This window comes from Aquiflexum gelatinilyticum, from assembly GCF_024741135.1.
Classification (GTDB): domain Bacteria; phylum Bacteroidota; class Bacteroidia; order Cytophagales; family Cyclobacteriaceae; genus Cognataquiflexum; species Cognataquiflexum gelatinilyticum.
This window is the reverse complement of sequence record NZ_JANSUY010000004.1, coordinates 1-16,984: the sequence shown is the minus strand read 5'-3', so window position 1 is coordinate 16,984 and position 16,984 is coordinate 1. Positions and strand designations below refer to the sequence as shown.

Annotated in this window: 31 protein-coding genes; all 31 read left to right on the top strand. The window is 38.6% G+C overall.

Annotation, left to right across the window (positions count from 1 at the left end):
• Positions 1-130: 130 nt before the first annotated feature.
• The 31 genes from rplC to eno all read left to right on the top strand — a co-directional run bounded on the left by rplC (position 131) and on the right by eno (position 16,887).
• Positions 131-763: a 50S ribosomal protein L3 gene (rplC, locus tag NU887_RS07905; protein WP_258423077.1), complete on the top strand. Its 633-nt coding sequence runs from the start codon at positions 131-133 to the stop codon at positions 761-763.
• A gap of 4 nt (positions 764-767) precedes the next feature.
• Positions 768-1,397 (top strand): 50S ribosomal protein L4, encoded by a 630-nt coding sequence (gene rplD / locus NU887_RS07900; RefSeq protein WP_258422829.1) that lies wholly within the window; start codon positions 768-770, stop codon positions 1,395-1,397.
• Between the two features lie 4 nt (positions 1,398-1,401).
• Positions 1,402-1,689 carry a 50S ribosomal protein L23 gene (rplW, locus tag NU887_RS07895; RefSeq protein WP_258422828.1) on the top strand — a complete coding sequence of 96 codons (288 nt, stop codon included), beginning with the start codon at positions 1,402-1,404 and terminating at the stop codon, positions 1,687-1,689.
• Positions 1,690-1,702: 13 nt separating this feature from the next.
• Positions 1,703-2,527, top strand: coding sequence for a 50S ribosomal protein L2 (gene rplB / locus NU887_RS07890; protein WP_258422827.1), 825 nt, complete (start codon positions 1,703-1,705; stop codon positions 2,525-2,527).
• Between the two features lie 2 nt (positions 2,528-2,529).
• The gene (gene rpsS, locus NU887_RS07885) at positions 2,530-2,808 is read left to right on the top strand and encodes a 30S ribosomal protein S19 (protein WP_008203028.1); all 279 of its coding nucleotides are present in this window, start codon (positions 2,530-2,532) and stop codon (positions 2,806-2,808) included.
• A 2-nt stretch (positions 2,809-2,810) separates the two neighbouring features.
• On the top strand, positions 2,811-3,200 hold the full coding sequence (gene rplV / locus NU887_RS07880) for a 50S ribosomal protein L22 (RefSeq protein WP_258422826.1): 390 nt from the start codon (positions 2,811-2,813) through the stop codon (positions 3,198-3,200).
• A gap of 9 nt (positions 3,201-3,209) precedes the next feature.
• The gene (rpsC, locus tag NU887_RS07875) at positions 3,210-3,950 is read left to right on the top strand and encodes a 30S ribosomal protein S3 (protein ID WP_258422825.1); all 741 of its coding nucleotides are present in this window, start codon (positions 3,210-3,212) and stop codon (positions 3,948-3,950) included.
• A gap of 23 nt (positions 3,951-3,973) precedes the next feature.
• Positions 3,974-4,393, top strand: a complete 420-nt coding sequence (gene rplP, locus NU887_RS07870) for a 50S ribosomal protein L16 (protein WP_258422824.1) — start codon at positions 3,974-3,976, stop codon at positions 4,391-4,393.
• A gap of 8 nt (positions 4,394-4,401) precedes the next feature.
• A complete protein-coding gene (rpmC, locus tag NU887_RS07865; RefSeq protein WP_258422823.1) occupies positions 4,402-4,596 on the top strand; it encodes a 50S ribosomal protein L29 in 195 nt (64 codons plus the stop codon).
• 7 nt (positions 4,597-4,603) lie between these two features.
• Positions 4,604-4,867: a 30S ribosomal protein S17 gene (gene rpsQ / locus NU887_RS07860; protein ID WP_258422822.1), complete on the top strand. Its 264-nt coding sequence runs from the start codon at positions 4,604-4,606 to the stop codon at positions 4,865-4,867.
• A 2-nt stretch (positions 4,868-4,869) separates the two neighbouring features.
• Complete coding sequence (gene rplN / locus NU887_RS07855) at positions 4,870-5,238, top strand: 50S ribosomal protein L14 (RefSeq protein ID WP_009183371.1); 369 nt, start codon at positions 4,870-4,872, stop codon at positions 5,236-5,238.
• Positions 5,239-5,240: 2 nt separating this feature from the next.
• Complete coding sequence (gene rplX, locus NU887_RS07850) at positions 5,241-5,585, top strand: 50S ribosomal protein L24 (RefSeq protein ID WP_258422821.1); 345 nt, start codon at positions 5,241-5,243, stop codon at positions 5,583-5,585.
• Complete coding sequence (gene rplE, locus NU887_RS07845; protein ID WP_258422820.1) at positions 5,578-6,132, top strand: 50S ribosomal protein L5; 555 nt, start codon at positions 5,578-5,580, stop codon at positions 6,130-6,132. The genes rplX and rplE overlap by 8 nt, the downstream gene beginning before the upstream one ends.
• A gap of 8 nt (positions 6,133-6,140) precedes the next feature.
• Positions 6,141-6,410: a 30S ribosomal protein S14 gene (gene rpsN, locus NU887_RS07840; protein WP_241127440.1), complete on the top strand. Its 270-nt coding sequence runs from the start codon at positions 6,141-6,143 to the stop codon at positions 6,408-6,410.
• An 85-nt stretch (positions 6,411-6,495) separates the two neighbouring features.
• Complete coding sequence (gene rpsH / locus NU887_RS07835) at positions 6,496-6,891, top strand: 30S ribosomal protein S8 (RefSeq protein ID WP_258422819.1); 396 nt, start codon at positions 6,496-6,498, stop codon at positions 6,889-6,891.
• 9 nt (positions 6,892-6,900) lie between these two features.
• Positions 6,901-7,458: a 50S ribosomal protein L6 gene (rplF, locus tag NU887_RS07830; protein ID WP_258422818.1), complete on the top strand. Its 558-nt coding sequence runs from the start codon at positions 6,901-6,903 to the stop codon at positions 7,456-7,458.
• A gap of 5 nt (positions 7,459-7,463) precedes the next feature.
• Positions 7,464-7,814, top strand: a complete 351-nt coding sequence (gene rplR, locus NU887_RS07825) for a 50S ribosomal protein L18 (protein WP_258422817.1) — start codon at positions 7,464-7,466, stop codon at positions 7,812-7,814.
• Positions 7,815-7,822: 8 nt separating this feature from the next.
• On the top strand, positions 7,823-8,341 hold the full coding sequence (gene rpsE, locus NU887_RS07820) for a 30S ribosomal protein S5 (RefSeq protein WP_113924118.1): 519 nt from the start codon (positions 7,823-7,825) through the stop codon (positions 8,339-8,341).
• A 5-nt stretch (positions 8,342-8,346) separates the two neighbouring features.
• A complete protein-coding gene (gene rpmD / locus NU887_RS07815) occupies positions 8,347-8,526 on the top strand; it encodes a 50S ribosomal protein L30 (RefSeq protein WP_258422816.1) in 180 nt (59 codons plus the stop codon).
• A 2-nt stretch (positions 8,527-8,528) separates the two neighbouring features.
• Positions 8,529-8,975, top strand: a complete 447-nt coding sequence (gene rplO, locus NU887_RS07810; RefSeq protein WP_258422815.1) for a 50S ribosomal protein L15 — start codon at positions 8,529-8,531, stop codon at positions 8,973-8,975.
• 4 nt (positions 8,976-8,979) lie between these two features.
• The gene (secY, locus tag NU887_RS07805; RefSeq protein WP_258422814.1) at positions 8,980-10,302 is read left to right on the top strand and encodes a preprotein translocase subunit SecY; all 1,323 of its coding nucleotides are present in this window, start codon (positions 8,980-8,982) and stop codon (positions 10,300-10,302) included.
• Positions 10,299-11,072, top strand: coding sequence for a type I methionyl aminopeptidase (gene map, locus NU887_RS07800; RefSeq protein ID WP_258422813.1), 774 nt, complete (start codon positions 10,299-10,301; stop codon positions 11,070-11,072). Before secY ends, map begins: the two co-directional genes overlap by 4 nt.
• A gap of 2 nt (positions 11,073-11,074) precedes the next feature.
• Positions 11,075-11,293 carry a translation initiation factor IF-1 gene (gene infA / locus NU887_RS07795; RefSeq protein ID WP_009034195.1) on the top strand — a complete coding sequence of 73 codons (219 nt, stop codon included), beginning with the start codon at positions 11,075-11,077 and terminating at the stop codon, positions 11,291-11,293.
• A gap of 6 nt (positions 11,294-11,299) precedes the next feature.
• On the top strand, positions 11,300-11,416 hold the full coding sequence (gene rpmJ, locus NU887_RS07790) for a 50S ribosomal protein L36 (protein WP_014772314.1): 117 nt from the start codon (positions 11,300-11,302) through the stop codon (positions 11,414-11,416).
• A gap of 5 nt (positions 11,417-11,421) precedes the next feature.
• Positions 11,422-11,799 (top strand): 30S ribosomal protein S13, encoded by a 378-nt coding sequence (rpsM, locus tag NU887_RS07785; RefSeq protein ID WP_241127457.1) that lies wholly within the window; start codon positions 11,422-11,424, stop codon positions 11,797-11,799.
• A gap of 15 nt (positions 11,800-11,814) precedes the next feature.
• Complete coding sequence (gene rpsK / locus NU887_RS07780) at positions 11,815-12,213, top strand: 30S ribosomal protein S11 (RefSeq protein ID WP_084118500.1); 399 nt, start codon at positions 11,815-11,817, stop codon at positions 12,211-12,213.
• A gap of 20 nt (positions 12,214-12,233) precedes the next feature.
• A complete protein-coding gene (gene rpsD, locus NU887_RS07775; protein WP_258422812.1) occupies positions 12,234-12,836 on the top strand; it encodes a 30S ribosomal protein S4 in 603 nt (200 codons plus the stop codon).
• A gap of 30 nt (positions 12,837-12,866) precedes the next feature.
• Positions 12,867-13,856 (top strand): DNA-directed RNA polymerase subunit alpha, encoded by a 990-nt coding sequence (locus tag NU887_RS07770; protein ID WP_258422811.1) that lies wholly within the window; start codon positions 12,867-12,869, stop codon positions 13,854-13,856.
• Positions 13,857-13,862: 6 nt separating this feature from the next.
• Positions 13,863-14,357, top strand: a complete 495-nt coding sequence (gene rplQ, locus NU887_RS07765) for a 50S ribosomal protein L17 (protein ID WP_258422810.1) — start codon at positions 13,863-13,865, stop codon at positions 14,355-14,357.
• A 127-nt stretch (positions 14,358-14,484) separates the two neighbouring features.
• Positions 14,485-15,582 (top strand): glutamine-hydrolyzing carbamoyl-phosphate synthase small subunit, encoded by a 1,098-nt coding sequence (gene carA, locus NU887_RS07760; RefSeq protein ID WP_258422809.1) that lies wholly within the window; start codon positions 14,485-14,487, stop codon positions 15,580-15,582.
• A gap of 21 nt (positions 15,583-15,603) precedes the next feature.
• Entirely contained in the window at positions 15,604-16,887 is a 1,284-nt protein-coding gene (gene eno / locus NU887_RS07755; RefSeq protein WP_258422808.1) for a phosphopyruvate hydratase, read from the top strand.
• Positions 16,888-16,984 lie beyond the last annotated feature (97 nt).

Here is a 16,984-nt window from a genome sequence, read left to right as displayed (position 1 = left end):
ATTTTCATAAATAATTGAAAATATTAAAGTTGGGATTTGTAAGCTGGGGGAAAAACCCTAACTTTGCAGTCCTTAAAAAAGCACCTAAGTACTTAAAAACTTGGGTTTCAAGATTATTATACAACAGAAGATGTCTGGAATAATAGGTAAAAAAGTAGGAATGACTAGCATTTTCAGTGCCGATGGACGAAACGTCGCATGCACGCTAATAGAAGCTGGTCCTTGCGTAGTGACGCAAGTAAAAAATGTTGAGACAGACGGGTACAACGCTGTTCAATTGGCATATGGTGAGCGTAAAGAAAAAAACACGCCAAAACCATTGATGGGTCATTTTAAAAAGGCCGGAACTACGCCAAAGCAGAAAGTTGTAGAATTCAGAGACTTCAGAGTAGAATTTGAAGGTCAGGTTGATCTAGGAAAGACAGTGAAAGCTGACGAGGTATTTATCGAAGGTGACTTCGTTGATGCTATCGGGACTTCCAAAGGTAAAGGTTTCCAAGGTGTAGTAAAGCGTCATGGTTTTGCTGGTGTCGGTGGACAGACCCACGGTCAGCATAATAGGGCAAGACACCCTGGATCGATTGGTGCCTGTTCTTGGCCATCCAGAGTTTTCAGAGGAATGAGAATGGCTGGTAGAACCGGGGGAGATAGGGTTAAGGTAATCAATTTGAGAGTCCTTAGAATCTATCCTGATAAGAACCTTCTACTTGTTAGCGGTTCCGTACCAGGTCCAAAAAATTCTTTCGTTATTCTAGAGAAGTAAGAAAATGGAATTAGCAGTATTAAAATATAACGGTGAAGACACAGGTAGAAAGGTTAATCTTTCTGATGATATTTTCGCGATCGAACCTAACGATCATGCGATCTACCTGGATGTAAAGCAATATTTGGCGAATCAAAGACAAGGTACGCACAAAGCAAAGCAAAGAAATGAGATTGCAGGTTCTACCAAAAAAATCAAGAAGCAAAAAGGAACAGGTGGAGCAAGAGCAGGCTCTATAAAATCTCCTTTGTTTAGAGGAGGAGGTAGAGTTTTTGGTCCAGTTCCAAGAGATTATTCATTCAAATTGAATAAAAAATTGAAGCAATTGGCTAGAATATCTGCTTTGTCATACAAAGCAAAAGAAAATTGCGTGATGGTTTTAGAAAACTTCTCTTTTGAAGCTCCTAAGACAAAAAGCTATATAGCAATGTTAAACGGACTTTCTTTGTCAGATAAGAAGACCTTGTTGGTTCTTCCAGAACTAAATAAAAATGTCTATTTATCAAGCAGAAATCTTCCAAAAGCTAAAGTGATCACTGTTGACAGTGTAAACACTTATGAATTGTTAAATGCTGACAATTTGGTATTGTGCGAAGGTTCAGTAAGTATGTTAGAAACCCTTTTATTGAAGTAAGAAGATGGCAACACTTAAAAAACCTTTGATTACAGAGAAGATTTCAGCAATGAATGAACAAGGTGTTTATGGATTTGCAGTTGAGAAAACTGCTACTAAGCCTGAGATCAAAAGAGCCGTGGAAAATATGTATGGTGTAAAAGTTTTGGATGTCCGTACCATGAGGTATGCAGGCAAACCAAAAACAAGATATACCAAAACAAAGATTGTTTCTGGCTTTAGCACACCTTACAAAAAAGCTATCGTAAAAGTGGCAGAAGGAGAAATAATTGATTTTTACGGAGAAATTTAATTGAATCAGAATCATGGCAGTTAGAAAATTAAAACCTGTAACACCAGGAACCAGATTCAGAGTAGCACCGGCATTTGATGAGATCACTACATCAAAGCCTGAGAAATCTCTTTTGGCTCCGAAACCAAAGTCAGGTGGTAGAAATAACACCGGTAGAATGACCAACAGATATATTGGTGGTGGTCATAAGCAAAGACTTAGAATAATTGATTTCAAAAGAAATAAATTCGGCATTGTTGCAGAAGTTGTTTCTGTAGAATATGATCCAAATAGAACTGCACGTATTGCTTTGTTGCAATATGCTGACGGTGAAAAAGCTTACATCATCGCACCAAACGGTCTGAAAGTTGGACAAACTATCATTTCTGGTGAGAGTGTAGCCCCAGAGATTGGAAATGCAATGCATTTGGTAAATGTTCCTTTGGGTACAATTGTCCATAACATTGAGCTTAAGCCTGGAAAAGGTGGTGCTATGGCACGTAGTGCAGGTGGATATGGTCAAGTAGTAGCAAGGGATGGAAAATATGTCACCATCAAATTGCCATCAGGAGAAATGAGACTAGTGCTCGGAACTTGTATGGCTACTGTTGGAACTGTTTCCAATGCAGACCACATGAACGTGGTGCTCGGAAAAGCTGGGAGGAACCGTTGGTTAGGAAGGAGACCAAGAACTAGAGGTGTCGCAATGAACCCTGTTGATCACCCAATGGGAGGTGGTGAAGGTAGATCTTCTGGAGGTCATCCTAGGTCAAGGAAAGGTTTGCTTGCAAAAGGCAAGAAAACCAGAAGCCCTAAAAAGTATTCTAACAAATTCATTATCAGCAAAAGAACCAAATAGATATGGCACGTTCATTAAAGAAAGGTCCTTACATAGAGCACCACTTATTGAAAAAAGTGGATGTAATGAACGAGTCCGGAAAAAAATCTGTAATCAAGACTTGGTCAAGAAGATCAATGATTTCACCGGATTTCGTGGGCCATACATTCGCTGTGCATAACGGCAATAAGTTTATACCTGTATTTGTTACAGACAATATGGTTGGACATAAACTTGGAGAATTTGCACCTACTAGGAACTTTAGAGGTCACATCGCCAAGAAAGATAAAGGAAAGAGATAATCATGGAAGCAATAGCAAGATTAAACAACGTTCCTACTTCTCCTCGCAAAATGCGATTGGTAGCTGACCTTGTAAGAGGAAAAAGAGTAGGTCAAGCATTAAGCATTTTGAAGTTCACTCCAAATAGTGGAGCTGCTAAACTTGAAAAACTTCTGCTTTCTGCTGTAGCCAATTGGCAGGCGAAAAATCCTGATGAGAAGATTGAAGAAGCGGATCTGTTTCTGAAAACAATCTTCGTTGACGAAGGCCGGATGCTAAAAAGACTAAGACCTGCACCTCAGGGAAGAGCTCATAGAATCCGCAAAAGATCAAATCATGTAACTTTAATTGTAGATTCCTACAGCTCAAACGTTACCGCTGATAATGTAGAAACAACAGAAAAATCTAATTAAAATCAGACTATGGGACAAAAGATAAACCCAATTGGTTTTAGACTTGGTGTAATCAAAGGTTGGGATTCCAACTGGTATGGCGGAAAAGATTTCGCTGAAAAGCTGTATGAAGATCAGCAAATCAGAAAATATGTAAACGCCAGGATTCCAAAAGGTGGAATCTCAAAAGTTGTCATTGAGAGAACTTTGAAGAGGATCACTCTTACCATCCATACTGCCCGTCCGGGTGTAGTTATAGGAAAAGGTGGAGCCGAAGTTGATAAGCTTAAAGAAGAATTGAAAAAATTGACCAACAAAGATGTTCAAATTAACATTTTTGAAATTAAGCGTCCTGAATTGGATGCGAAATTGGTTGGTGAATCAATCGCGCAGCAGCTTCAAGCTCGAATTTCATTCAGAAGAGCAATGAAACAATCCATTGCCGCTTCTATGAGAGTAGGTGCAGAAGGTATCAAAGTAAAACTTTCAGGTAGATTGGGAGGAGCAGAAATGGCAAGATCTGAAATGTATAAGGAGGGAAGAATTCCTTTGCATACGCTTAGAGCTGACATTGACTATGCTGTTTCTGAGGCGAATACTGTATATGGTATCATCGGCATTAAGGTTTGGATTTTCAAAGGTGAAGTCTATGGAAAGAGAGATTTGTCTCCAAACGTAGGTGCAGCCAGTGAGCCAAAAACCAATGCTTCTGCAGCAGCTAGAGGAAAGCGAAGAGAAGGTGGTCCCAAGAGAAGAAAGAGAAATAACTAATTTTCACCCATAAGTGAGAAATCATGTTACAGCCGAAAAGAACGAAATTTAGAAAAATGCATAAGGGTAGAGTCAAAGGACTTGCTCAAAGAGGTCACGAACTCTCTTTTGGCAACTTTGGTATCAAATCCCTCGAGCCTGGATGGATAACTTCCCGTCAGATAGAAGCAGCTCGTATTGCTATGACAAGAGCGATGAAAAGAGAAGGTCAGGTTTGGATCAGAATATTTCCTGATAAGCCAATTACCAAAAAACCTGCAGAGGTTCGTATGGGTAAAGGTAAAGGTGCTCCTGAATATTGGGTAGCAGTTATTAAGCCTGGAACTATCCTTTTCGAAGCAACCGGTGTTAGTCTCGAGGTGGCAAATGAAGCTTTGAGATTAGCGCAGCAGAAACTTCCAGTAAGTACAAGATTCGTAGTACGTAGAGATTACGTAGGATAATAGAAACTATGAAAAACGCAGAAATAAGATCACTTTCCGTAAGTGAAATAATGGAACGCATAGCCTCTGAGCAGACCAATTTATCCAAATTGAGTTTTGCACACGCTATCTCTCCAATTGAGAATCCAAATAAAATAAAAGAATCAAGGAAATTAATCGCGAGATTAAAAACATCCTTGAAGGCAAAACAACTAGCTAAATAATAATAATATGGCTACTGCTGAGAGAAATCTTCGTAAAGAAAGAACAGGAAAGGTAGTGAGCAACAAAATGGATAAGTCCATTACTGTGGCTGTAGAAAGGAAAGTTAAGCATTCCATCTATGGTAAGTTTGTTGCTAAGACTACAAAATTTATGGTTCATGACGAGAAAAATGAAGCTAATGAAGGAGATGTTGTCCTTATTAGTGAAACTCGTCCGCTGAGTAAGAATAAGCGTTGGAGATTGGTTGAAATAATAGAAAGGGCTAAGTAATCATGATACAACAAGAATCCAGACTAGGTGTTGCGGATAATTCAGGTGCTAAAGAGGTACTTGTAATCCGTGTATTGGGAGGTACCAAAAAGAGGTATGCTTCCATTGGTGATAAAGTTGTCGTAACTGTTAAATCTGCACTTTCTTCAAGTAATATGAAAAAAGGAACCGTTTCAAAGGCGGTGATCGTAAGAACCAAAAAAGAAATCAGAAGAAAAGACGGTTCTTATATTAGATTTGAGGATAACGCAGCTGTTCTTTTAAACAACAATGATGAGCCAAGAGGGACCCGTATTTTCGGACCTGTTGCCAGAGAGTTGAGAGAGAAGCAGTTTATGAAGATTGTGTCTTTAGCCCCAGAAGTATTGTAATCATGGAAAGAAAATTCAACAAACAACCAAAATTGCATGTCAAAACCGGAGATACCGTTAAGGTATTGGCTGGTGATGATAAAGGCAAATCAGGTAAAATACTTTCTGTCGATCCAACCAAGAGAAGGGCGATAGTTGAAGGTATCAATATGGTAACCAAGCACGTTAAGCCAACTGCTTCCAATCCTCAGGGAGGAATCGAAAAAAGAGAGGCTTCTTTGCATTTAAGTAATCTTATGCTGATAGATCCTAAAACAGGGGAAGCTACCAGAACAGGAAGAAAAGAAAATGATAAAGGTAAACTAGTTAGATATTCTAAGAAAACTGGGGAGGTAATCAATGGCTAATCCAAGAGTAAAAGATAGATATATGGCTGAAATAGTTCCTGCTTTAAAGGAAAAATTTCAGTACAGTTCAGTAATGGAGGTTCCTAAGTTGACCAAAATTGTGATCAATAAAGGGATTGGTGCTGCTGTTGCTGATAAAAAACTTGTAGATCAAGGAGTTGAGGAACTTTCTTTGATTACCGGTCAAAAAGCGGTTGCAACAAAAGCAAAAACTTCAGTTTCCAATTTTAAGTTGAGAGAAGGAATGCCAATCGGAGCAAAAGTTACTTTGAGAGGAAACAAGATGTATGAGTTCCTAGACCGTCTTATGACTATTGCCCTACCTAGGGTGAGAGACTTCAAAGGTATCAATGACAAAGGTTTTGATGGAAGAGGTAATTATACTTTGGGTGTAACTGAGCAAATTATTTTCCCTGAAATCAGCATTGAAAAAGTGAACAAGATTTCAGGAATGGATATCACTTTTGTGACTACTGCCAGTACAGATGAAGAAAGCTACGCTTTGTTGAAAGCTTTCGGTATGCCTTTTATAAACAAAAATAATTAAGAAATATTATGGCAAGAGAGTCACTAAAAGCTCGCGAGCGTAAAAGAGAAAGTCTTGTAGCAAAATATGCTAAAAAGCGCGCTCTTTTGAAAGCAGCAGGGGATTTTGCGGGATTGGATAAATTACCTAAAAATTCTTCAGCAGTAAGACTACATAACAGGTGTAAATTGACGGGTCGTCCAAAGGGTTATATGAGGAAGTTTGGAATCAATAGGGTAACCTTTAGAGAGATGGCTTCAGCAGGAAAAATCCCTGGAATTACTAAGTCTAGCTGGTAAAATTCAAACAAGAGTTTTTATTCTAAAAATCATTGTGTAACTTTGCACTCCCTTAGCGGAATAGTGCAGTTAGACTTATATAATTATGACTGATCCAATAGCTGATTATCTGACAAGATTGAGAAATGCCATCAAGGCTGCTCATAGAATCGTTGAGATGCCTGCTTCTAACATTAAGAAGGAAATCACGAAGGTGCTTCATGATAAAGGTTATATTCAAAACTATAAATTTGAAGAAAATGGACCTCAAGGGGTCATCAAAATAGCTTTGAAATATAATCCATCAACAAAGCAAAATGCCATCGTAAGCCTAAGCCGAGTTAGTAAGCCTGGTCTTAGAAAATATGTAAAACATGAAGATCTTCCTAGAGTCATCAATGGCTTGGGAATCGCCATCCTTTCCACTTCCAAAGGTGTAATGACTGATAAAGAAGCCCGTACAGAAGGTGTGGGAGGAGAAGTACTTTGCTACGTTTATTAATATACCGTCATGTCTAGAATAGGTAAAAAACCAATAAATATACCTACGGGTGTTACTGTAGACGTAACTGCATTTAATGCTGTTACTGTTAAAGGTCCCAAAGGTGTTCTAAGTAGGGATGTGAATCCCGACATTGCTGTAAAGGTGGAGGGTAAGGAAATTATCCTAGAAAGACCTACAGATTCAAAAAGACATAAGTCGCTCCATGGCCTATATAGGTCTCTAATCAACAACATGGTTGTAGGTGTATCCGAAGGTTACAAAAAAGACCTTGAGCTTGTTGGGGTGGGTTATAAGGCGTCTAACCAAGGTCAGGTTCTTGAACTTTCCCTAGGTTATTCACACAATATCTTTTTTGCGCTTCCAGAATCAGTTGCTCTAAAGACTGAGACTCCTAAGGGTAAAAATCCTGTCATTACATTAGAAGGGATAGATAAAGAATTGGTTGGCCAAATTGCAGCCAAAATTAAATCTTTGCGTAAAGTTGAGCCTTATAAAGGTAAGGGTGTACGTTTTGTCGGTGAAATTGTTAGACGTAAGGCTGGTAAAACTGCCGGTAAAAAATAATTGATATGGCCTTTAATAAGAATTTAAGAAGAATTAGAATCAAAAAAAGTATCAGAAGAAAGATTTCGGGTACTGATTCTAGACCTCGTCTGTCTGTATTTAAAAGTAATACTGGAATTTATGCCCAACTTGTAGATGACCTTAAAGGCCATACACTTGTTCAGGCATCTTCCAAAGAATTCGGTTCAGTAAAAAATGCTAATGTATCTGTTTCAAAAGAGGTGGGTAAGAAGTTAGCTGAAAGAGCTGTTGCGAATGGAGTCACTGATGTTGTTTTTGACAGAAGTGGTTATTTATATCATGGAAATGTTAAAGCTCTTGCTGATGGTGCAAGGGAAGGTGGCCTTAAATTTTAATAGATATTATGTCTCAGGTAAAAAGAAAACCAATTAGGGCAACAGATACTGAATTAAAAGAGAAAGTTGTTGCTATCAACCGTGTTGCTAAAGTAGTAAAAGGTGGTAGGAGATTTTCGTTCTCTGCTATAGTTGTTGTGGGAGATGGAGCTGGTGTTGTAGGATATGGACTTGGCAAAGCCAATGAAGTAACAGATGCTATCACTAAAGGAATTGAAGACGCAAAGAAGAACCTTGTAAGGGTTCCGGTATTGAAAGGTACTATTCCTCACGAGCAATTAGGAAAGTTCGGTGGTGGTTTTGTCCTAATAAAACCTGCTGCCGCTGGTACAGGTGTAATCGCAGGTGGTGCGATGCGTGCAGTACTAGAAAGTGCAGGGGTAACTGACGTTTTGGCCAAATCAAAAGGTTCTTCTAACCCACATAACGTGGTTAAAGCTACTATCGATGCCTTAGTACAGTTAAGAGATGCTATTGCAGTTTCTCAGCAAAGAGGAGTTAAAATGTCTAAAGTCTTTAACGGTTAATCAAAATGGGAAAGATCAAGATTACTCAGACAAAAAGTACCATAAAGAGACCTAAGGACCAAAAAGCAACTATTGTGGCGCTTGGACTTGGTAAGATCAACAAATCTGTAGAGATTGAAAGCAATCCTGCAATTGTTGGAATGGTTAGAAAAGTTAGTCACCTTGTAAAAGTGGAGGAAGCTTAATTATGAAATTACATACATTAAAACCGGCAGAGGGTTCGATTAAATCAAGTAAAAGAATCGGACGAGGAACTGGATCAGGAAAAGGTGGTACCTCAACAAGAGGTCACAAAGGTGCCAAATCAAGGTCAGGTTATAAATCAAAGCTTGGATTCGAAGGTGGTCAAATGCCACTTCAAAGAAGGGTTCCAAAGTTTGGGTTCAAAAGTCTTAACACTACTGTTCATAAGCCGATCAACTTGGATGTAATCCAAAGTCTGGCTACTGAATTCAACTTGAATACTATTTCATTTGATACTTTGGTAGAACATGGATTGGTTTCAAAAAAAGATGTTGTAAAAGTGTTAGGTAGAGGCGAACTTACAGCTAAATTAAATGTAAGTGCACACTTATTCTCTGCTTCTGCTGTGGAAGCTATTGAAAAAGTTGGCGGAACAGTAAACAAGCTTTAAATAAATGAAAAAGTTTATCTCAACAGTTAAGAATATCTTTTCTATTGAAGATCTAAGGATCAGGATACTAAATACAATTGGGTTCCTAGTTGTATTTAGATTAGGGTCCTTTATTGTATTGCCTGGTGTAGATCCTTCTAAACTAGGTGATGCTCCGGAAGGTATTTTTGGTTTGATAGATACTTTCTTAGGTGGAGCATTCAGCAATGCTTCTATCTTTGGGCTAGGTATCATGCCATATATCTCCGCTTCAATTGTGCTACAGTTATTGACTGTTGGAGTTCCCTATTTTCAAAAACTTCAAAAAGAAGGTGAATCTGGTAGGAAAAGAATCAATCAATTTACTAGGGTTCTCACAATTTTGATTACCATTGCCCAAGGTGTGGGCTATATTACTGCTACAATCCTCCCAACAGGGGCGGTAATGGTATCGACTACCCTCTTCATGTTCAGTTCTCTTGTACTTCTTACAGCCGGTACCATGTTTTGTATGTGGCTTGGGGAGAAGATTACCGAAAAAGGAATTGGAAATGGTATATCAATGTTAATTATGATTGGTATTATTTCGAGATTTCCCGGTGCAATCATTGCAGAGGTTTTATCTAAAGGTACTTCAGGGATGCTCTTGCTCTTGATAGAAGCTGCAGTATTGTTCTTTGTTGTTCTTGGCGTCGTTGCTATGACTGAAGCCACAAGAAGAATTCCGGTTCAATATGCAAAACAGGTTGTTGGTGGAAAGGTTTATGGCGGACAAAGACAGTATATACCAATTAAGGTAAATGCCTCTGGAGTTATGCCCATCATTTTCGCTCAATCTCTGATGTTTTTACCGGCTCTTATTGCTCAAATTTGGTCTTCTGAAAGTGACATAGCGAATTATATCGGCAGTACATTCAGTGATTTCACCTCATGGCAATATAACCTTGTATTTGCTACCATGATTATTCTCTTTACGTTCTTTTATACAGCAATCACAGTTAATCCTGAACAAATTGCTGAAGACCTTAAGAGAAATGGAGGATTTGTACCTGGTATCAAGCCTGGTGCTCCTACATCAGATTTTATAGACAATATAATCTCAAGAATCACGCTTCCTGGATCATTGCTCCTCTCCATAATAGCTATACTTCCTGCTTTCGCAATCATTGCAGGAGTTGGTGGTGAATTTGCTCAATTCTATGGTGGTACTTCCCTTTTAATCATGGTAGGTGTCATTATGGATACTCTAAGACAGATAGAAAGTTATTTGTTGATGAGGCACTATGAAGGAATGATGAAGAGTGGAAATATGAAAAATAATCCTACTAATTACGCTGCAGCAGTATGATTCATTATAAAACTTCTGAGGAAGTTCAAATAATCAAACAGGGTGCTCAAATTTTAGGAAAGGCTCACGGTGAAGTGGCCAAACATATTAAAGAAGGGGTAAAGACCTCTTTTCTTGACAAAATAGCAGAGGAGTATATTCGAGATAATAACGGTGTACCTTCCTTTAAAGGCTACAATGGATTTCCATCTTCTCTATGTATCTCAGTCAATGAGGTAGTGGTACATGGTTTTCCCGGTAGTTATGTTTTGAAAGATGGCGATATAATCTCAGTAGATTGTGGAGTCTTTCACCAAGGTTTTCATAGCGATAGCGCTTATACTTACCCTGTCGGTGAAGTTTCTCCCCAAGTATTGTCATTGCTCAAAGCAACGAAGGACTCTTTATATTTAGGTATTGAAAAAGCCGTATTTGGCAATAGAATTGGTGACATAGGATTCTCTATTCAAAAATTTGTAGAGGCAAAAGGCTACACTGTTGTTAGAGAATTGGTAGGTCATGGTTTGGGCAAAAGCCTCCATGAAGCTCCTGAAGTTCCTAATTATGGAAAAAAAGGAAGTGGACCTCTTCTTAAGGCAGGTATGGTTTTAGCCATCGAACCGATGGTTAATCTGGGTACCAGGAATATTGTTCAAGAAAGAGATGGATGGACTATCAGAACGGCAGATAGGAAGCAGTCTGCTCATTACGAGCATACTGTAGCAATATTTGAGGATAGAACGGAAATTTTAACTACACATCAATACATAGAAGAAAATTTCAAATTCTAAATATGGCTAAACAGACATCGATAGAGCAAGATGGTACAATAGTAGAAGCATTGTCTAATGCAATGTTTAAAGTGGAACTTGAAAATGGTCATCAGTTGATTGCACATATTTCAGGTAAAATGAGAATGAATTATATCAAGATCCTTCCTGGAGACAAAGTGAAATTAGAACTTTCTCCATATGATCTTTCAAAAGGTAGAATCGTTTACAGATACAAATAAAATGTCATGAAAGTAAAGGCATCAATCAAAAAAAGAAGTGTTGATTGTAAAGTTATCAGAAGAAATGGAAAACTTTATGTAATCAACAAGAAGAATCCTAAGTTTAAACAAAGACAAGGTTAATCATTATGGCAAGAATTGCAGGTGTTGACATACCAGACAACAAGCGTGGTGAGATCGGCTTGACCTACATTTTCGGAATCGGTAGGAGCTCAGCGAGATCTATCCTGAACAAAGCGGGAATTTCTTTTGACAAGAAAGCAGGTGAGTGGGATGATGATGAATCAACCGCTATCAGAACAATAATTGCTGAGGAATTCAGAACCGAAGGCGCTTTGAAGTCTGAGATCCAATTAAACATCAAAAGATTGATGGATATTGGTTGTTATAGAGGTTTGAGGCATAGAAAAGGCCTACCTGTTCGTGGTCAAAAAACCAAAAATAACGCGAGAACAAGAAAAGGTAAGAGAAAGACTGTTGCTAACAAGAAAAAAGCAACTAAATAAATCTTGAATTAGATTATGGCTCAGAAAAGAAACGATAAAGCTAAAGGTAAAAAAAGAGTAGTTAAAGTTGAGGCGGTTGGGCAAGTCCACATCAAAGCTTCTTTTAACAACATCATCATCTCTATTACCAATAATTCTGGTCAAGTGATCTCTTGGGCTTCTGCCGGTAAAATGGGATTCAGAGGCTCAAAAAAGAACACTCCTTATGCAGCACAAATGGCCGCTCAAAATTGCGGACAAGTTGCATATGACCTTGGATTGAGAAAAATTGAGGTTTTTGTAAAAGGACCAGGTGCAGGACGTGAGTCTGCAATCAGAACTTTGCAAAATGTAGGATTAGATGTAACCACCATCGTGGATGTGACCCCACTACCACACAATGGATGTCGTCCTCCAAAACGTAGAAGAGTATAATTTCTTAAAGAAGATATATAATGGCAAGATATACAGGTCCAAAGGCAAAGATAGCCAGAAGATTCGGTGAGCCTATCGAAGGATATAGCAAAGCTCTCCAAAAGAAAAATTACCCTCCGGGAATGCACGGAAGAGGTAGAAGAAAAAAACAATCTGAATATGCTATTCAGCTTGCTGAAAAGCAGAAAGCTAAATACATCTATGGTGTATTGGAAAGACAGTTTGCAAAAATGTTTGATATTGCTTCAAGAAAACAAGGTATTACTGGTGAAAACCTTCTTCAGTTGCTAGAATCAAGATTGGACAATACCGTTTATAGATTAGGTATCGCCCCTACGAGAAGGGGAGCAAGACAACTTGTCTCTCACAAGCATATTCTCGTCAATGGTGAACTAGTCAATATTCCATCTTATACCCTAAAGCCGGGTGATGTAGTTTCTGTTAGAGAGCGATCAAAATCTCTAGAAGCTATTACTAATAGCCTTGCAGGTAGAAGTTCGCGTTATTCTTGGCTAGAGTGGGATAATACCTCTTTGGCAGGTAAGTTTGTATCGATTCCAAGCAGAGATGATATTCCTGAGAATATCAAGGAACAGTTGATCGTCGAACTTTACTCTAAATAATTACTTTCAGACTTAAACAGAACTATTGATATGTCCATATTAGCATTTCAAATGCCCGAGAAAGTGGTAATGGAAAAAGCCGATGATTTTCACGGTCTATTCACCTTCAAGCCTCTTGAAAAGGGCTACGGGGTCACCATCGGTAATGCCTTGAGGAGAATACTTTTATCCTCATTGGAAGGTTATGCGATCACTTCTGTGAAGCTTCCTGGGGTAGTACATGAATTTTCTACAATCGAGGGCGTTGTTGAAGATGTGACTGATATCATTCTGAACCTCAAACAAGTTAGATTTAAAAAAGTCCACGATTCTATCGACGGAAAAATCACTGTTGAGGTTAAAAACCAGTCTGTTTTCACTGCAGGAGATATCGCCAAGTTCACTTCTTCTTTCGAAGTATTGAACCCGGAGCTGATTATCTGTCATCTTGATGACAAAAAGAGTTTCGAAATTGAATTGACAGTTGAAAAAGGCAGGGGTTATCTTCCTGCTGAAGAATCTAAACCAAAAGAGCAGATCTTCGGAGTAATTCCAATCGATGCCATTTTCACACCTATTAAGAATGTGAAATATAGCGTGGAAAACACTAGGGTTGAACAAAAGACTGACTTTGAAAAGTTAATCTTGGAAGTGACTACTGACGGTTCCATCCATCCGGAAAAAGCACTTCAAGAATCAGCTAAAATCCTTATCCAACATTTCATGTTGTTTTCTGACCAAACCATGGTCTTGGATTCAACAGGTGTTTCTGAACCAGAACCAATCGATGAGGAATTCCTTCACATGAGAAAACTCCTTAAAACTCCTTTGAGTGATTTGGACCTTTCTGTTAGGGCATTCAACTGCCTGAAAGCTGCAGATGTGAGAACACTAGGTGATCTTGCTAAACTGGAGATTTCAGATATGATGAAGTTCAGAAATTTTGGAAAAAAATCACTTGCAGAATTAGAGCAATTGATTCAGGAAAAGAGCCTGACCTTTGGAATGGATTTGTCTAAGTATAAACTTGATGAAGAATAATTTAAAATGAGACACGGTAAGAAATTCAACCACCTTGGCAGGACAGCCAGTCATAGGAAGGCAATGCTTTCAAATATGGCAACTTCCCTGATTCTTCATAAGCGTATTTCTACTACGCTTGCCAAGGCAAAGGAGCTAAGAAAATATGTAGAGCCTCTGATTACCAGAGCAAAAGAAGATACAACCCATAACCGAAGGATAGTATTTTCCTACCTTCAAAACAAAGAAGGTATCAAAGCCTTGTTTGGAGATGTTGTAGAAAAAGTTGGAACTAGAACAGGTGGTTACACAAGAATCATTAAAACAAACTTCCGACTTGGTGATAATGCAGAGATGTGTATCATTGAATTGGTGGATTTCAACGAATTGATGTTGAAAGACGCTCAGCCTGCTAAAAAGACTACAAGAAGAAGTAGAAGAAGCACTCCTAAAGCTACTGATTCTGTGGATGCACCTGCAGCTAAAGCTGATGAAACCAAAGAAGAAAATACTGGTGAATAATTCATGTCAGGAAATTCTAAATATAAGGGGATTGGACTTTGGTTCAATCCCTTTTTTTATTTCCTGTTTAAATTACCAAGGCTAATACTCCAAAAATCCTTAACTTTGACAAGTCCAAAAAATAACGATGAACAAACAAAAAGCAACTCTTCTTTTGGCTGATGGTACTATTTTCCATGGATCTCTCATTGGAAGTAAAGGTACCAACGGCGGTGAAATTTGTTTTAACACAGGAATGACCGGGTATCAGGAGATCTACACTGACCCATCATATACCGGGCAAATAGTCGTCACCACAACTTCTCATATCGGAAATTACGGTGTCATAGATTCGGAAGTCGAATCTGACCATCCTACGATAGCGGGTATTGTAGTAAATAGTTTTTCTGAAGTTTTTAGTAGACTTGATGCAAGCGGTTCATTGCAAGATTACCTTGAAAAATATGGAATAACCGGAATTGCAGATATAGACACAAGGAAACTTGTAAGGCATCTCCGTTCTAAAGGCGCTATGAATGCCATTATCAGCTCTGAATTTGAGGACGATTTAGCAGGTCTTAAAGCTGAATTGAATCTAGTTCCGGACATGAATGGATTGGAACTTTCATCTCAAGTCTCCACAGGTGTTCCTTATTTTTTTGGTGAAGAATCTTCAGCCATCAAAGTCGCGTGTCTTGATTTTGGCATCAAAAGAAATATTCTTAGGAACCTAGCTGACCGTGGGGTTTACTGTAAAGTTTTTCCGGCAAAAACATCTTTAGCTGAAATGGAAAAATGGAATCCTGATGGGTATTTTCTTTCTAATGGTCCTGGTGACCCTGCTGTAATGGAATACGCGGTTAAAACAACCAAAGACATTTTGGATACAAATAAACCGTTGTTTGGGATTTGTCTTGGGCATCAGATCCTTGCTGAAGCCTGTGGTATTTCAACCTATAAAATGCACCATGGTCATAGAGGATTGAACCATCCAATTAAAAACCTTCAAACCGGTAAAAGTGAAATCACTTCCCAAAATCACGGATTTGTGGTCAATAGAGAGGATGTTGAAAAAAGTGATATCGTAGAAATGACCCATATTCACCTCAATGACAATACCGTAGCAGGGATTAAATTAACGAATAAACCTGCTTTTTCTGTACAATATCATCCTGAGTCCTCACCCGGACCACATGATTCAAGATATCTATTTGATGATTTTATCTCTTTAATCAATAAAAATTAAAACTCTTAAACCTTTAACATTATGACATTGATTCAATCGATTCATGCAAGACAAATTTTAGATTCCCGAGGAAATCCTACAATTGAGGTGGATATATATACCGAAACCGGAGCTTTTGGAAGGGCGGCAGTTCCAAGTGGCGCCTCAACGGGTATAAATGAAGCAGTAGAACTTCGCGATGGAGATAAAAGTAAGTACCTTGGAAAAGGTGTTTTGAAAGCTGTTTCCAACGTAAATGATATCATCGCTCCGGAACTTCTTGGAATGAGTGTTTTTGAGCAAAATTTCATAGATCAAATCATGATTGATTTGGATGGAACTCCTACAAAAGGGAAACTTGGTGCAAATGCAATCCTTGGTGTTTCGCTTGCAGTAGCTAAAGCTGCCGCTATGGAGGCAGGTCAGCCCTTATACAGATACGTTGGCGGTGTCAATGCCAATACACTTCCTGTACCTATGATGAATATCATCAACGGAGGTTCTCACTCTGATGCACCGATTGCCTTTCAAGAATTTATGGTAAGACCCGTGGGTGCTTCAAGTTTTTCGGAAGCAATCAGAATGGGTGCTGAAATTTTCCACCATTTGAAAAAAATCCTTCATGATAAGGGATTAAGCACAGCTGTTGGTGATGAAGGTGGTTTTGCTCCGAATTTTTCGGGTGGAACTGAGGAAGCCTTAGCTTGTGTATTGGATGCAATCAAAAATGCCGGCTACAAAGCGGGAGAGGATGTTACTATAGCCCTTGATTGTGCGGCTACTGAGTTTTACAAAGATGGGAAATATGATTATACCAAATTTGAAGGACCAAACGGGAAAATAAGAACCCGTGAAGAACAAGTTGAATACTTGACAGAGTTAACTCAAAAGTATCCGATTGATTCTATAGAAGATGGCTTTTCAGAGGACGATTGGGCAGGATGGGCGATGCTAACCGCTAAAATCGGTGATAAAGTCCAGTTAGTCGGAGATGATGTTTTTGTGACTAATGTTAAATTCCTTGAAAGAGGAATTAAAGAAAAATCTGCCAACTCTATTTTGGTGAAAGTAAATCAGATTGGAACACTGACAGAAACTTTGAAGGCTGTATCTATGGCTCATAAAGCAGGATTTACCGCTGTCATGTCTCATAGATCAGGAGAAACCGAAGATGCTACAATAGCTGATTTGGCTGTTGCGACCAATTGTGGACAAATCAAGACCGGTTCTGCTTCCCGTTCTGATAGAATGGCAAAGTATAACCAATTGTTGAGAATTGAAGAGCAATTGGGTGATTCTGCCATTTTCCCTAAGAAAAAATCCTGAGAAATTATTTGAAAATAAATTGAACAAAAAGCAGCTTTTAAGCTGCTTTTTGTGATCTAATGGTCAAAAATAGTTGGTAAAACACCTTCTAACAGTC